Raw genomic sequence first — 14,787 nt, forward strand, 5'->3', positions numbered from 1 at the left:
AACGCCGAGCCCACGCCCGGCAGGGGACGGCGGCCGGGTCAGTCCGGGAGTACCAGGCGGGCCGTTTCGCCCGGTCCCACCGGTACCACGCGGTCGTGCAGGCGGAGGTCGATGGGTGAGCGGCCGGAGTCCGGTACGGCGATCTCCAGCAGGCCGCTGCGCAGGCGCAGGCGGACGCCCCAGTGGCCGCGGTAGCGGATGCCGAAGCCGTAGGAGGACAGTTCGGGCAGCGGGACCGGGTCGAGGCCCAGGCCGCCGGAGCGGGTCTCCAGGCCGGTCAGTCCGCGCTGGACGAGGTCGAGCGTGCCGGCCATCGCCCCGAGGTGGATGCCCTCGCCGGTGGTGCCGCCCTGGAGGTCGGCGATGTCGCCGCGCAGCGCCTCCTGGACGAAGCTCCAGGCGTCGGAGCGGCGGGCGCGGGCCAGGATCCAGCCGTGCACCAGGCCGCTGAGGGTGGAGCCGTGACTGGTGCGGTGCAGGTAGTGGTCCACGGTCGCGAGCCAGATGTGCTCGTCCAGGTGGTACCCCAACTGCTGGAAAAGGGAGCGCAGTTCGGGCGGGGAGAACAGGTAGCCCAGCATCAGCACGTCGGCCTGCTTGGACGCCTTGTAACGGTTGACGGTGTCGCCCTCCGCCTCCAGGATGCGGTCCAGGCGCCGGATGTCGTCGTACCGTCCGCGGTAGCCCGCCCAGTCCAGTTCGGCGAGGTCGCCGTAGCCGTCGAACTGGCTGATCACCCCGTCGTGGAAGGGGATGTGCAGGCGGCGGGCGACCTCCCTCCAGCGGTCGGGTTCGTCCTCGCCGAGGCCGGTCAGCTCGGTGAGTTCCCGGCGGCGCGGCTCGGGCAGGCCGTGCAGCAGGTCCAAGGCGCGGGTGAGCACCCAGGCGGCGGTGACGTTGGTGTACGCGTTGTCGTCCAGGCCGGGCCGGGCCGCGCCGGGGTAGGCGTCGTGGTACTCGTCGGGGCCGACCACGCCCCGGATGCGGTAGCGGCCGAGGTGGTCGTCCCAGGTCGCCGACTGCCCCCAGAAGCGGGCGATCTGGAGGAGCACCTCGGCGCCCTCGCCGTGCAGGAACTCGATGTCGCCGGTCGCCTCGCAGTACTGCCAGACGTTGTAGGCCACGGCCAAGCCGACGTGGTGCTGGAGCCGGGAGTGGTCCGGCAGCCAGCGGCCGGACCGCGGGTTGAGGTGCAGCTGCTGGGTCTCCTCGCGGCCGTCGCTGCCGCTCTGCCAGGGGTAGAGCGCGCCGCCCCGGCCGAGGTCCCGGGCCGCGTGGCAGGCGGCGTCCAGGCGGCGGTGGCGGTAGCGGAGCAGGGCGCGGGAGACCTCGGGCAGGTGGAGGTTCAGGTAGGGCAGGACGAAGAGTTCGTCCCAGAAGACGTGCCCCCGGTAGGCCTCGCCGTGCAGGCCGCGGGCGGGGACGCCGACGTCCAGGTCGGCGGTGTGCGGCGAGAGGGTCTGCAGGACGTGGAACAGGTGCAGGCGCAGGATGCTGCCCGCCTCGCCGGGCACGTCGAGCGCGGTGCGCCGCCACAGCTGCTCCCAGGTGGCGCGGTGGGTCTCGCGCAGTTCGTCGAAGCCGGGGGCGGCGTCGGCCCGGTCGGCGGCCGCGCGCAGCGGGTCGCTGATGGCCGGGTCGCGGGAGGTGTGCAGGGCGACGGTCTTGTCGACGGTGGCGGTCCGGCCGGGCGGCAGGGACAGCCGGAGGCGCTGGACGGCGCGGTGGGCCTCGTTGGCGTGGGTGACCGGCACGGCGGCGGTCAGCCGGGCGGCCAGTCCGACGCTGATGTCGGAGGTCCGGGTGCGGCAGCGCAGCCAGACCGTGCCGGGTGCGCTGGTGCCGACCTCGATGTGGCTGAGGTGCCGGCCGTCCAGGTCCCGGTAGCGGGCGACGCCGGAGTTGGTCACGCGCCCGTCGAGCGCGGCCTCGACGTCCAGTTCGACGGTGTGGCCCTCGGCGGTGAACTCGGTGCGCAGGGCCGCGAGATGGGGGTCGGCCAGGTGGACCAGGCGCACCTGGCGGACGAGGAGGGTGGCGTCGGGGCCCACCGGGTAGCGGGTACGGCGTTCCAGCAGGCCGGGGTCGAGGTGGAGCACCTGGTGGTGCTCGGTGACGGGCACGGCGTCCGGGGTGAACCAGTCCCCGCCCGCGGTGCGGAAGCGCAGCGGCAGCCAGTTGGGCAGGTTGACCATGTCCTCGTTCTCGACGCGGCGCCCGGCGACCTCGGAGGTGAGCCGGTTGTAGCAGCCGGCCGCGTAGGTGCCCGGGTAGTGCGCGTCGTCCGCGACGCACTCGGGCAGTGCCCCGCGGGTGGCGAAGTAGCCGTTGCCGAGGGTGCACAGCGACTCCCGCAGGCGCTCCTCCGCCGGCCGGTAGCCGTCGTACTCCCAGACGTGCTCCCAGGGGTATTCCCAGGGGTGCTCCCACGCGGGTCCCGTCACCGTCACCCCTCGGACAGCAGGCCGGCGAGGATCCGGTCGGGGGTGAGGGGGAGGGTGCGGAAGCGGATGCCGGTGGCGTGGTGGACGGCGTTGCCGAGGGCGGCGGCGGTGCCGACGATGCCGATCTCGCCGATGCCCTTGCTGCCCATGGGGTTGAGGTGGGTGTCGTGTTCGTCGATCCAGTGGGCCTCGATGGCGGGGACGTCGGCGTGGACGGGGACGTGGTAGGAGGCGAGGTCGGACTCGGGGAAGTCGCCGAACGCCGGGTCCAGGGTGCTGTGTTCGGTGAGGGCCATGCCGAGGCCCATGACCATGGCGCCGGTGAACTGGGAGCGTGCGGTGCGGGCGTTGAGGATCCGCCCGGCGGCGAAGACGCCGAGCAGCCGGCGCACCCGGATCTCGCCGGTGACGGTGTCGACGGCGACCTCGGCGAAGTGCGCGCCGAACGCGTGCCGCGCGTAGGGGCTCTCGGCGTCGGCCGTCCCGGTGGTGTCGGCGCGGACGACGTGGCGTTCGCCGGACGGCGGGGCGGGCTCCGCGGCGAGCCGGGTGCACGCCTCGTGCACGGCCCAGCCCCAGGAGGCGGTGCCCGAGGAGCCCCCGGCCAGCGGGGCCGGCGGCAGATCGCTGTGGCCGACCTCGGTGCGCACCCGCTCCAGGGGCACGCCGAGGGCGTCGGCGGCGATCTGGGCGAGGACGGTACGGGCTCCGGTGCCGATGTCGGCCGCGTTGACCCGGATGACGAAGGTGCCGTCGGGGCGGGCCTCGGCGGTGGCGGTGGACGGGGCGACCTGCACGGGGTAGGTGGCGGCGGCGACGCCGGTGCCGATCAGCAGCGGGCCCTCGCGGCGGATACCGGGGCGCGGGTCGCGGCCGGCCCAGCCGAAGCGGCGGGCGCCCTCGCGCAGGCACTCCACGACGTGCCGGCTGCTGAACGGCTTGCCGCTGCCCGGTTCCCGTTCCGGTTCGTTGCGCGCGCGCAGCTCCACCGGGTCCATGCCGAGCGCGTCGGCGAGTTCGTCCATGGCGGACTCCAGGGCGTACATGCCGGGTGACTCGCCGGGGGCCCGCATCCAGGACGGGGTGGGCACGTCCAGCGGGACCACGTGGTGGGCGCTGCGTAGGCCGGGGGTGGCGTACATGACGCGGGAGACCACCCCGGCGTATTCCACGAACTCCTTCACGCGCGAGGTGTGGGTGGTGACGTCGTGCAGCACGGCGGTGAGCCGGCCGTCCGGGTGCGCGCCGAGCCGCAGCCGCTGCACGGTCGGGGCGCGGTGGCCGACGGTGGTGGGCAGGTACCGGCGGGGGTAGGCCACGGTGACGGGCCGGCCGGTGTGCCGGGCGGCGAGCGCGGCGAGGACGACGTCCGGGCGCGGGGTGCCCTTGGAGCCGAAGCCGCCGCCGACGTGCTCGGCGACGACGGTGATCCGCTCCTCGGGCAGCCGGAACAGCTGGGCGAGGACGGACCGCACGGTGGTACCGCCCTGGCTGGAGGTGTACGCGGTGAGCCGGTCGCCGTCCCAGTGGGCGGTGCTGGCGTGCGGCTCCATCGGGTGGTTGTGCAGCGGCGGCACCCGGTAGGTGGCGTCGACGCGCACCTCGGCCGCGGCGTAGGCGGCCTCGGGGTCGCCGTGTTCCAGCCGTCCGGGCTGGCCGCCCGCGTCCTCGGGTCCGTAGGCGTCCGGGTGGCCCTCGGCGGGGCCGGTGTCGTGGGGTGCGGTGGCGTAGGTGACGCGGACGGCGCGGGCGGCGGCGCGGGCGGTCTCCAGGGTCTCGGCGACGGCCAGGGCCACGCACCAGCCCCGGTGCGGCACGTCCGGGTTCTGCAGCACGGCGAGCGTGCCGTCCTCGGGTTCGGCGAGCCGGGGCGCGTCGAAGGGGGTGAGGACGGCGAGGACGCCGGGCAGGGCGAGGGCGGCCGAGGTGTCGACGGCGGTGACCCGGCCGCGGGTGACCGCGGCGGGCACGGGCCAGGCGTGGACGCGGCCAGGCAGGGTGTACTCGGCTGCGTAGCGGGCGGCGCCGGTGACCTTCTGGCGCCCTTCCCTGCGCTCGGCGGGAGCGCCCAGGGCGGTGCCGGTCGTGCCGGTCATGGGTCCTCCGGTCTGGTGAGGGTCAGGCCACTGCCGGGGCCGGGGCGAGACGGTTCAGGACGTCCAGGGCGAGGTTGCGGGCGAGGGACACCTTGTAGGCGTTGTCGCGCAGCGGCTCGGCGTGCGCGAGTTCGAGGGCCACGGCTCCCTCGAAGGCGGCCGGGGTGGCGGGGGCGCCCAGCAGCGCCAGCTCGGTGTGCCGGGCCCGCCAGGGCCGGTGGGCGAGCCCGCCGAAGGCGACGCCCACCTGGTCGACGACGCCGTCCACGACCCGCAGCACGACCGCCACGGAGGCGAGCGCGAAGGCGTACGACGCCCGGTCCCGGGCCTTGCGGTAGGCGGACGGGGCGCCGGCGGTGGCGGCCGGGAGCAGCACGCCGGTGATGAGTTCGCCGGGGCGGATCCAGGTGTCCCGCTCGGGGTGCTCGCCGGGCAGCCGGTGGAAGTCGGCCACCGGCAGGCGCCGGGTGCCGTCGGTGCCGTACAGCTCGACCTGGGCGTCGAGGGCGGCGAGGGCGACGGCCATGTCGGAGGGGTGGGTGGCGATGCAGTGCGGGGAGTGGCCGAGGACGGCGTGGTCGCGGTGGACGCCGTCCCGGGCGCCGCAGCCGCTGCCCGGCTCCCGTTTGTTGCAGGGTTTGTCCAGGTCCTGGAAGTAGGGGCAGCGGGTGCGCTGGAGCAGGTTGCCGCCGGTGGTGGCGGCGTTGCGCAGCTGTGCGGAGGCGCCGGCGAGGAGCGCCTGGGACAGCGCGGGCCAGCGCTCGCGGACGCGCGGGTCGGCGGCGAGGTCGCTGTTGCGGACGGTGGCGCCCACCCGCAGGGAGCCGTCGGGCAGCTCCTGGACGCGGTCCAGCGGCAGCCGGCCGATGTCGATGAGGAGGGCGGGCCGCTCCACGCCGAGTTTCAGCAGGTCGACCAGGTTGGTGCCGCCGGCCAGATAGCGGGCGCCGGGCTGGGCGGCGTAGGCCTCGACGGCCTCCTGGACGCTGCCGGGCCTGAGGTATCCGAAGCCGTTCACTCAGATCACGTCCTCGATCGCCTCGACGATGCGGGGATAGGCGCCGCAGCGGCACAGGTTGCCGCTCATCCGTTCGCGGATCTCGGACCGGTCCAGCGGTACGGGCCCCTCGGCGGGGGCCGCCGGGTCGGTGACGTGGGAGGGGTGGCCGGCCGCGGCCTCGGCGAGCATGCCCACGGCGGAGCAGAGCTGGCCGGGGGTGCAGTAGCCGCACTGGAAGGCGTCGCGGTCCAGGAAGGCCCGCTGGAGCGGGTGCGGTTCCTCGCGGTCGCCGCCCAGGCCCTCGACGGTGGTGATCTCGCTGCCGTCGAGGGTGACGGCGAGGAGCAGGCAGCTGTTGAGGCGGCGGCCGTCGACCAGCACGGTGCAGGCACCGCACTGGCCGTGGTCGCAGCCCTTCTTGGAACCGGTGAGGTCCAGGTCCTCGCGCAGCAGGTCCAGCAGCACGCGCCGGTGGTCGACGCGCACGGTGTGGGGTTTGCCGTTCACCCGGAGGGTGACTTCGGAGTGGTGGGATGCGCTGGTCATGGCGGGGGATGACCTTCCGGACGGACGGTGGGGCCGTGCACACCGCGTATCCAGGACACGCGGGGCTCACACGTCCGGAAGGTCATCCCCTTCGCTCACGGGTAGCGGACGAGGTTCGCGACGTTGGTCGTCGCGTTGGACGGCCCTCCGGTGTTGTTGATGACGTGGCTGATGGTGCCGGTGCCGCCGAGGGAGACGGTCACCATGCTGGTGAAGCGGACGTTCGGGTTGTCCGGCGCCTCGATGGCGCGGGCGGCCGTCACGCCCGGGTTGACGTTGAAGTAGCAGTAGCTGCCGAGGCCGTACGCCTGGTGGCTGGTGACCGAGTCGGCGACCTTGTAGGCGGCGTAGCCCTGCGTGGAGCCGTTCATCCAGGCGGCCTGGTTCGGCGGGTCGTACGGCATTTCGTTCTGGAAGAAGTAGGTGCGGCCGCCGTTGCCGTTCCAGACGGTCTGGTACTTCTGGAAGTGCTCCACGAACAGCCCGTACATGGTGACGTCGTCCCCGTTGACCACCAGGCCGGTGTCGGCGGTGTTGCTGGTCCAGCCGACGCCGCTGCCGTGGTCGGCGCGCCAGATCCACATGTGGTCGCCGATGACGTTGTCACTGTTGACGACGAGGCCGGTCGCGGCCTTGCCGACGCCCGCGCCGCCGACGCGGAAGTACACGTCGTGCAGGGAGGTCGGGTCGGCCGCGTGGGAGGCGGCGGAGCCGGCCGGTCCGACCTCGACCAGGGTCTTGGAGCTGGTGGTGCCGGCGTCGAAGAGCAGGCCCGCGATCTTCACGCCGTCGACGTCGGCGACGGACATCGCGGTGACGCCGTTGTCCGGGACGAAGGTGGCCAGGCCGAGGCCGAGGACGACCGTGTCCGGGCGGGTCACCTTCAGGGTCTGGTCGAGGTGGTAGACGCCGGGCGTGACCAGCAGGTTCTGGCCGGCCGCCAGGGCGGCGTTGATCTGTGCGGCGGTGGCGCCGGGCTTGACGACGTAGAACTGGCTCAGCGGCAGCGAGCTGCCGGCCGGACTGCCGCCGGCCCAGCTCGTCGCGGTGGAGTTGGTGCGCACGGACGGCACGAACACCTGGTAGTTCCCGGAGCCGTCGACGTACAGGAACGGCTTCTCCCGGGTGACCGGGCTCTGCGCGACGGTGGTGTACGGCGGGTTCGGGAAGCTGGTGGCCGGGACGCCCTGGCTGCCGACGAACACCATGTTCCAGTTGGACCCGGTCCAGCCGCCGAGCTGGGAGTTGCGGGTCAGCCACTGCTGCTGGGAACCGGAGTTGACCTGTCCGTCGACCTTGCTGTCGCCGAGGTAGCCGCCGGAGGACCAGCCGCCGTCGTCCAGGGCGAGGTTGCCGCGCAGGTGCATCCGGCGGTAGGCCGCCGCCTGCGAGACCGCCCAGCGGTCGCCGCCGCCGGTGGGGTTGACGGACAGGTTCTCGGCGCCGCGCCAGAAGTTCTGGGTGGCGTTGCCCTGGAACCAGTCGGCCTCGGCGTGCACCGCGCCGTTGACCGTCACCGCGTCCGGGGTCAGGCCGAGGCCGAGCACCTGGGTGTAGAAGCCGACGTTGACGTCGGCGTTGTAGGCGCCGGGCTTGAAGAGGACGGCGTAGCGCTGGGAGCCGAACTGGTTGGTCTCCTGCTGCTTGAAGATGGTGTCCAGCTTGCCCTGGATCGTCGAGGAGGACATCGACGGGTCGAAGACGACGACGCCCGGGCCGAGGTCCGGGTTGCTCGCCGACTGGGTCACGGGGACCACCTGGAAGCGCTGGGCGGCGGTGCCGTTGCAGGTGTACTGCACGAACTGCACGCTGTCGGCGAGCGAGGCGCCGGGGTCGTCCAGGCACTTGCCGCTGTTGCGGTTGACGAAGTGGAAGGCGCCGCCGCCGTCGTCCACGGGGAGCCACTGCTGGTTGGCGCCGCCGCCGTAACTCCACAGGTGGACGGGCGCGTTGTCGGCCGTGGAGACGTCGGCGACGTCGGCCACCTGGTTGGTGTCGTTGCGGTTGGCGATGCGGACGTAGCCGCCGCCGGCGTCGGTGAGGCTCCACTGCTGGGCCGTGGTGCCGTTGCAGGCGTACTGCTGCACGGCGGTGCCGTTGGCGGTGGCGGCGGCCTTGGCGTCCAGACACCTGCCGCTCGCGGCGTTCATGACCGTGGCGAAGCCCGTGGGCAGGGCGGCGGCCCCGGCGGTGGCGGCGGGCGCGGGTGCCGCCGTGAGCAGGGTGGCGGCGAGGGACAGGGCGGCGAGCGTGCCCGCCGCCGGGAGGGGTCTGGCCATGTGGGCGGGTGGCCTTTCGGGTGGGGGGACCGCAGACCCAACAGCCGGGGGACATTCGGCCGTTGGGGCCTGCGGGGCTTTGTTTAAGGCGTGAAACTAAAGGTACGGACCACTGGCGTCAAGAGGGGGAACGGGAAACCCCACCGGCACCCGCCGGTGTCCGTGGAGGCCGTGGACCGGGCGGGGTCGGAGGCCGTGGACCTGGCCGCGCCGGACACCGCGGACCAGGACGCTTCCTCCGGACGACTTGCTGTGGGTTCGGGGGCCGACGGAGCGGTGGCCCTTGATCAACGCGGCCGGGCTTCATAACCTCGCTCGATGGGACATGACGATCTTCCGACTCTTGAACTCGCCTTCCCGGGTCCGGAACGTGACCGTGGTGTGGCGGCGATCCTGAGCGGTCGGAAGACCGCGCTCACGGGTCTCCTGGAGATCTACGAACACGCCGGCGAGGCAGTACCGGTGACCGGACAGCGATTCTCGGTGCTTGATTCCGAAGGTCGTCCGGCCGTCACGATCGAGCTCGTCGACGTGCGCGTCGTTCCCATGAAGGAGATCGACGACGGCTTCGCGCGAGCGGAGGGACGCGGTTACTCCGACGTGGCGGAGTGGCGGGCAGCGCACGAAGAGTTCTTCCGGAGCGATGGCGTGAGCGAGTACCTGGGACACACCCCGGTCATCGATGACGACACCCTTGTCGTTGCAGAACGCTTCCGAGTGGTCGAGCCCGACAACTCGGGTGGTCCGTGACCCGTGTCCGACTCGATGGGAGTCCGGGAGGATCAACCGGACAGGCCCTGTGCGGAGGACGATCCGGTGACCCGCCTGGACCTCGTCCTCGCCCTCGGCGCGGCGGCCCTGCGCGAACCGGCCGGGGCCCACGCCGACGAGGCCCGCCGGCTCCTGCGCGATCTGCTCGACGCCCCCGAGGCCCGGCTCGGGCTGGCCGCCGTGCACGCCCTCACACCGGCCGATCCGCGGCTGCCCGCGCCCCGGCTGGACCTGCTGCTGCACGCGGTACGGGATCCCGGCGTCGCGCTCCACCGCAGCACGGTGGAGGCCGGGGTGCGGGGCGTCCACCATTGGACCGCCGGGCTCTTCGCCGGACCGGCCCCCGGCTTCGCCCTCGGCCTGCTCGCGGACCATCGAGCGGCTGCGCGGTCGCGTCGGCCGGCGGGGCTTCGTCCAGGACGAGGAGATCAGGGACGCCGTCGACGCGCTGCTCACCGAGGGGCGGCGCGACGGCGGAGGCGGGGCTGCCGCGGCCGGGTGACGCCCGCCGGCCGGGTCACTTGGCGTCCCCGCCCCGGTGCGGGCAGCCGTCGCGCGGTCGCGGCGAGCGGCGCGCCCCGGACACCCCAGGTCATCCTCACCCCACCGTCGGCACCGCCCCCGGCGCGACCGTCTCCGTCACCTCGCCGCGTCCCGCGAACTGCGTGCGGTGCAGCTCGGCGTACCGGCCCCGCGCCGCCAGCAGTTCCTCGTGCGTGCCGCGTTCCACGATGCGGCCGGACTCCACGACCAGGATCTGGTCGGCGGCGCGGACCGTGGACAGGCGGTGGGCGATGACCACGGCGGTGCGGCCCTCCAGGGCCTCGGTGAGCGCCTCCTGGACGGCCGCCTCGGAGGTGTTGTCCAGGTGGGCGGTGGCCTCGTCCAGGATGACCACGCGCTGGCGGGCGAGCAGCAGCCGGGCGATCGTCATGCGCTGGCGTTCGCCGCCGGACAGCCGGTAGCCGCGCTCGCCGACGACGGTGTCCAGACCGTCGGGCAGGGACCGGACGACGTCGGCGAGGCGGGCGCGGCCGAGGGCGTCCCACAGCTCCTCGTCACCCGCTTCGGGGCGGGCCAGCAGCAGGTTGGCGCGGACGGTGTCGTGGAAGAGGTGGCCGTCCTGGGTGACCATGCCGAGGGTGGCCCGCAGCGAGGCGGAGGTGAGGTCGCGGACGTCGACGCCGCCGATGCGGACCGCGCCCGCGTCGACGTCGTACAGGCGCGGCAGGAGCTGGGCGATGGTCGACTTGCCGGCGCCGGAGGAGCCGACGAGGGCGACGGTCTGGCCGGGCTCGGCGCGGAAGGAGATGCCGCGCAGCACCTCGGTGCCGCCGCGGGTGTCGAGCGCGGCGACCTCCTCCAGGGACGCGAGGGAGACCTGGTCGGCGGACGGGTAGGAGAAGCGGACGTCGTCGAACTCGACGGCGACCGGGCCGTCGGGGACCTCGCGGGCGTCCGGCTTCTCGGTGATGAGCGGCTTGAGGTCGAGCACCTCGAAGACCCGCTCGAAGCTGACGAGTGCGCTCATCACCTCGACCCGGGCCCCGGCGAGCGCGGTCAGCGGGGCGTACAGCCGGGTCAGCAGCAGCGCGAGGGAGACGACCGCGCCGGGCTCCAGGGTGCCGCGCAGCGCGAACCAGCCGCCGAGGCCGTAGACGAGGGCCAGGGCGAGGGCGGAGACCAGGGTGAGGGAGGTGATGAAGACGGACTGGGCCGTCGCCGTGCGGACGCCGATGTCCCGGACCTGGGCGGCCCGCGCCGAGAACTCCGCCGACTCCTCCTCCGGGCGCCCGAACAGCTTGACCAGGGTGGCGCCGGGGGCGGAGAACCGCTCGGTCATCCGGGTGCCCATGGCCGCGTTCAGCGCCGCGGCCTCGCGCTGCATGCGGGCCATCCGGCTGCCCATGCGGCGGGCGGGCAGCACGAACACGGGCAGCAGGAGGAGTGCCAGCAGGGTGATCTGCCAGGACAGGGTGAGCATCACGGCGAGCGTGAGCAGCAGGGTGACCAGGTTGCTGACGACACCGGAGAGGGTGTTGGCGAAGGCGCGCTGGGCGCCGATCACGTCGTTGTTGAGACGGCTGACCAGCGCGCCCGTACGCGTACGTGTGAAGAACGCGACAGGCATGCGCTGCACATGATCGAACACAGCCGTTCTGAGGTCGAGGATGAGTCCCTCCCCGAGCGTCGCCGACAGGCGGCGGCCGAGGATGCCGAGCCCCGCCTCCGCGAGCGCGACGAGCGCGATGAACAGGGACAGCCGGACCACCGTGCCGGAGTCGTGCCCCGCCACGATCGCGTCGACGACGCGGCCGGCGAGCACGGGGGTCGCGACGGCGAGCAGGGCGGTCACCACCCCGAGCAGCACGAACCGGGCGATGCCGGCGCGGTGCGGGCGGGCGAAGGCGGCGATGCGGCGCAGGGTGGCGCGGGCGAAGGGGCGACGCTCGGACTGCGCGTTCATCACGCTGTGCAGCTGCGTCCAGGCGGTGGTCTCCATGCTCATGGAAGAGACCGTAGAACCTCAACGTTCGTTGAGGTCAATGTCCGCGACGGTTCACCCGCTGTTGGGACGCTCCGCAGACCCTGTGGCGGTGTGACTGCCGTCCCGCTCCCCCGTCGGCGCCCGCCCCGGCGCCTCCCCGTGCGCCAGGTGCTGTGCCTGGTGCCGCTCGGGCTCGTCGCCGTGGCCGCCGTACGGCACCGCTCGGTCCTCGCCGACGGCTTCGGCCAGCTGCGCACCGCCTCCTGGCCGTGGCTGCTCGCGGCGGCCTCGGCGACCTGCCTGAGCTGGGTCGCCGCCGCCGTCACCCGGCAGGGCGCGGTGCTCCAGCCGCTGCCGAAGGGACGGCTGCTGGCCACCCAGTTCGCGGCGGCCGCGGCCAACCACCTGCTGCCGACCGGGCTCGGCGCGGGCGCCGTCAACCTGCGCTTCATGACCGTGTGCGGGGTGCCGCCGGCGCGTTCCTCGGCCGCGCTCGCCCTGTACCTGCTGGCGGAGTGCGTGGGCCGGCTCGGGCTGCTGGCCGCGCTGCTGGCCGCGTTCCCGGACGCGCTGCGGCTCGGCCCCCTGCTGCCGGACGGCTCGGCGCTGCCGCTGCTGCTGGGCGGGGTGGTCTTGCTGGTGGTGGCGGTGGCCGGGGCGGCGCTCGTACGGCCGCTGCGCACGCGCGTGTCCGGGTTCGCGCGGGACGCCCTGGACGAGGCCCGGTCGGTGCACGGCCGGCCGGCCCGCGCCCTGGCGCTGTGGGGCGGCTCGCTGGCCTTCCCCGCGCTCCAGGCGGCCGGACTCGCGGCCGTCGGGCAGGCGCTGCGGCTGCCGGTGCCGCCCGCGCACATGGTGCTGGCCTACCTCGCGGCGACGGTCGCGGTGGCGCTGGTGCCCACGCCCGGCGGGCTGGGGTCCGTGGAGGCGGCGCTGGTCGTGGCCCTGGTCGCGATGGGCGGCCCGGCGGCGGTGGCGACGGCGGTGGTGCTGGCCTACCGGATCATCACCGTGTGGCTGCCGCTGGTGCCGGGGGCGCTGACCCTGGGCGCGCTGGTGCGGCTGAAGGTCATCTGAGGCACAGTGGCCCTCCGAGCCGCCCCGTCCCAGAAGGAGCACCCGCCGTGCCGGTCCGCACAGAACGCGAGGAGTACGTCACCACGGTCGTGCTGTCCCGGCCGGAGGCCCGCAACGCGGTGGACGGTCCGACGGCCGCCGGACTGGCCGACGCCTTCCGGGCGTTCGAGGCGGACGAAAGCGCCCGGGTGGCGGTGCTGTGGGGTGAGGGCGGCACCTTCTGCGCGGGCGCGGACCTGAAGGCGATCGGCACGGAGCGCGGCAACCGGGTGGCACGGGACGGCGACGGGCCGATGGGGCCGACGCGGATGCGGCTGTCCAAGCCGGTGATCGCGGCGGTGGCCGGGCACGCGGTCGCGGGCGGCCTGGAACTCGCCCTGTGGTGCGATCTGCGGGTCGCCGAGGAGGACGCGGTGTTCGGGGTGTTCTGCCGCCGCTGGGGCGTGCCCCTGATCGACGGCGGCACGGTACGGCTGCCCCGGCTGATCGGCACCGGCCGGGCCCTGGACATGATCCTCACCGGCCGCCCGGTGCCGGCCCGCGAGGCGTACGGGATGGGTCTGGTGAACCGGCTGGTGCCGGCCGGGCACGCGCGTGCCGAGGCGGAGGCGCTGGCGGCACGGATCGCCCGCTTCCCGCAGGCCTGCCTGCGCGGTGACCGGGCGTCGGTCCTCGACCAGGAGGGACAGGACGAGGAGACGGCGCTGCGCGGCGAACTCCGCTGGGGCATGGGGGTGCTGGCCGAGGGCGCGGAGGGCGCCGCCCGGTTCGCGTCGGGTGCCGGGCGGCACGGGTCGTTCACGGACTCGTGAACCGCCGCCCCCGCGGCGGCCCCGCGCTCAGCCGGTGCTCACGCGTACCTCGCCGCCCTCGGGGTCGACCCGGTGCTGCCAGCGGGCGCCGAGGGTCAGGGTGCGGTCGGGCAGGGCGGTGGGGAGGCGCTCGTGGTGCAGCAGGCGGCCGTCCTGGCGGACGTACAGGACCGGCCGGTGCAGCGGGACGCCGGTGCGCAGGACGTGGGGGGCGGGCGGGGCGGCCGGGGTGACGCGGTTCGGGGCGATCCAGCGCAGCGGCGGTGCGACGGTCACGGGGACGCCGGGGGCCGGCCAGGGCGCGCCCGCCAGGAAGTCCAGCACCGCGCCGGCCGCCCGGGCGCCCTCGCGGGCCGCCGTGCCGGCGGGCTCCACGGCGTGCAGGACGTTGCCGGCGGCGAAGACACCGGGGCGGGAGGTGTGCAGGGAGCCGGCGACGGCGGGGCCGCGGGTGCCGGGGTCCAGGGTGAGGCCGCCGCGCCGGGCCAGTTCGTGGTCGGGGACGAAATCGCCGGTGAAGACCACGGTGTCGCAGGCGAGGACGGTCGTACGGCCGTCCCGGTGGCGGACGCGGACGCCGGAGAGGCGGCCGTGGCCGAGGAGTCCGGTGACGGTGGTGTCGGTCAGCAGCGGGACGCCGTGGCGCAGCAGTGCCGTCCGGGCGCGGGCGCGGCCGGTCCGGGCGCGCGGGTGTTCCGTGACGAGGGCGACGACCTCGGCGCCGCCCGCGCGGACGGTGTCCGCCGCCGCGTAGGAGACGTCCGCCGCGCCGACGACGACCGCGCGGGTGCCGATGTGCTGCCCGAACAGGTGGACCGCCTGCTGGAGTTCGCCGGTGGTGTACACGCCGGCGGGGCGGGTGCCGGGCACCAGCCGGGCGGGACGGGGGCGTTCGCGGGCGCCGGTGGCGAGGACGACCGCCCGTGCCGTGACGGTCTCCGGGCCGCCGGGGCCGACCGTGGTGAGCACGGGTCCCGTCGGCGCCCAGTCCAGTGCCGTCACGCCGGTCCGGACGGTGGCGCCCGCGCGCTCGGCGGCCTGTGTGAGCAGGCGGGCGTACCCGGGGCCGGTCAGCGGGTGCGTCCAGGTGCCGAAGCCGCCGTGGGCGCAGTGCCGGGGCACTCCGCCGGGCCGTGCCTCGCGCTCCAGCACCTCCACGCGTCCGGCGCCGGCGGCGGCCAGCCGCGCGGCGGCGGCGAGCCCGGCGGGGCCGGCACCGACGACGAGGACGTCCACGTGCCGCGGGGCCGCCATGGCGTCCAGGTGACGCGGGG

Annotated in this window: 10 protein-coding genes; 3 read left to right on the plus strand and 7 right to left on the minus strand. The window is 74.6% G+C overall.

What is annotated here, in order from left to right; all coding sequences use genetic code 11:
- Nucleotides 1-38: 38 nt before the first annotated feature.
- The 5 genes from AB0947_RS06115 to AB0947_RS06135 form a co-directional block, all read right to left on the minus strand.
- On the minus strand, nucleotides 39-2,450 hold the full coding sequence (locus tag AB0947_RS06115; protein WP_366749049.1) for a glycosyl hydrolase family 65 protein: 2,412 nt from the start codon (nucleotides 2,448-2,450) through the stop codon (nucleotides 39-41).
- Nucleotides 2,447-4,540 carry a xanthine dehydrogenase family protein molybdopterin-binding subunit gene (locus AB0947_RS06120; RefSeq protein WP_366749050.1) on the minus strand — a complete coding sequence of 698 codons (2,094 nt, stop codon included), beginning with the start codon at nucleotides 4,538-4,540 and terminating at the stop codon, nucleotides 2,447-2,449. Before AB0947_RS06120 ends, AB0947_RS06115 begins: the two co-directional genes overlap by 4 nt.
- A gap of 22 nt (nucleotides 4,541-4,562) precedes the next feature.
- Nucleotides 4,563-5,558 (minus strand): xanthine dehydrogenase family protein subunit M, encoded by a 996-nt coding sequence (locus tag AB0947_RS06125; protein WP_366749051.1) that lies wholly within the window; start codon nucleotides 5,556-5,558, stop codon nucleotides 4,563-4,565.
- A complete protein-coding gene (locus AB0947_RS06130; protein WP_366749052.1) occupies nucleotides 5,559-6,086 on the minus strand; it encodes a 2Fe-2S iron-sulfur cluster-binding protein in 528 nt (175 codons plus the stop codon).
- A gap of 95 nt (nucleotides 6,087-6,181) precedes the next feature.
- Complete coding sequence (locus AB0947_RS06135; RefSeq protein WP_366749053.1) at nucleotides 6,182-8,365, minus strand: RICIN domain-containing protein; 2,184 nt, start codon at nucleotides 8,363-8,365, stop codon at nucleotides 6,182-6,184.
- Nucleotides 8,366-8,683: 318 nt separating this feature from the next.
- Here AB0947_RS06135 and AB0947_RS06140 point away from each other — a divergent pair, with 318 nt between their 5' ends.
- Nucleotides 8,684-9,115 carry an ASCH domain-containing protein gene (locus AB0947_RS06140; RefSeq protein WP_366749054.1) on the plus strand — a complete coding sequence of 144 codons (432 nt, stop codon included), beginning with the start codon at nucleotides 8,684-8,686 and terminating at the stop codon, nucleotides 9,113-9,115.
- A 619-nt stretch (nucleotides 9,116-9,734) separates the two neighbouring features.
- On the opposite strand, the gene AB0947_RS06145 is transcribed toward AB0947_RS06140, so the two are convergent.
- Nucleotides 9,735-11,639 carry an ABC transporter ATP-binding protein gene (locus AB0947_RS06145; protein WP_366749184.1) on the minus strand — a complete coding sequence of 635 codons (1,905 nt, stop codon included), beginning with the start codon at nucleotides 11,637-11,639 and terminating at the stop codon, nucleotides 9,735-9,737.
- Between the two features lie 96 nt (nucleotides 11,640-11,735).
- On the opposite strand from AB0947_RS06145, the gene AB0947_RS06150 reads away from it, so the two are divergent.
- Both AB0947_RS06150 and AB0947_RS06155 read left to right on the plus strand, forming a co-directional pair.
- Complete coding sequence (locus AB0947_RS06150; RefSeq protein WP_366749055.1) at nucleotides 11,736-12,701, plus strand: lysylphosphatidylglycerol synthase transmembrane domain-containing protein; 966 nt, start codon at nucleotides 11,736-11,738, stop codon at nucleotides 12,699-12,701.
- Between the two features lie 47 nt (nucleotides 12,702-12,748).
- On the plus strand, nucleotides 12,749-13,513 hold the full coding sequence (locus tag AB0947_RS06155) for a crotonase/enoyl-CoA hydratase family protein (protein ID WP_366749056.1): 765 nt from the start codon (nucleotides 12,749-12,751) through the stop codon (nucleotides 13,511-13,513).
- 27 nt (nucleotides 13,514-13,540) lie between these two features.
- Here AB0947_RS06155 and AB0947_RS06160 read toward each other — a convergent pair whose 3' ends face one another.
- Nucleotides 13,541-14,767, minus strand: a complete 1,227-nt coding sequence (locus AB0947_RS06160; RefSeq protein ID WP_366749185.1) for an FAD-dependent oxidoreductase — start codon at nucleotides 14,765-14,767, stop codon at nucleotides 13,541-13,543.
- Nucleotides 14,768-14,787: the final 20 nt, after the last annotated feature.

The sequence above is a fragment of the Streptomyces sp. NPDC047841 genome, assembly GCF_040704085.1.
Taxonomy (GTDB): Bacteria; Actinomycetota; Actinomycetes; order Streptomycetales; family Streptomycetaceae; genus Streptomyces; species Streptomyces argyrophylli.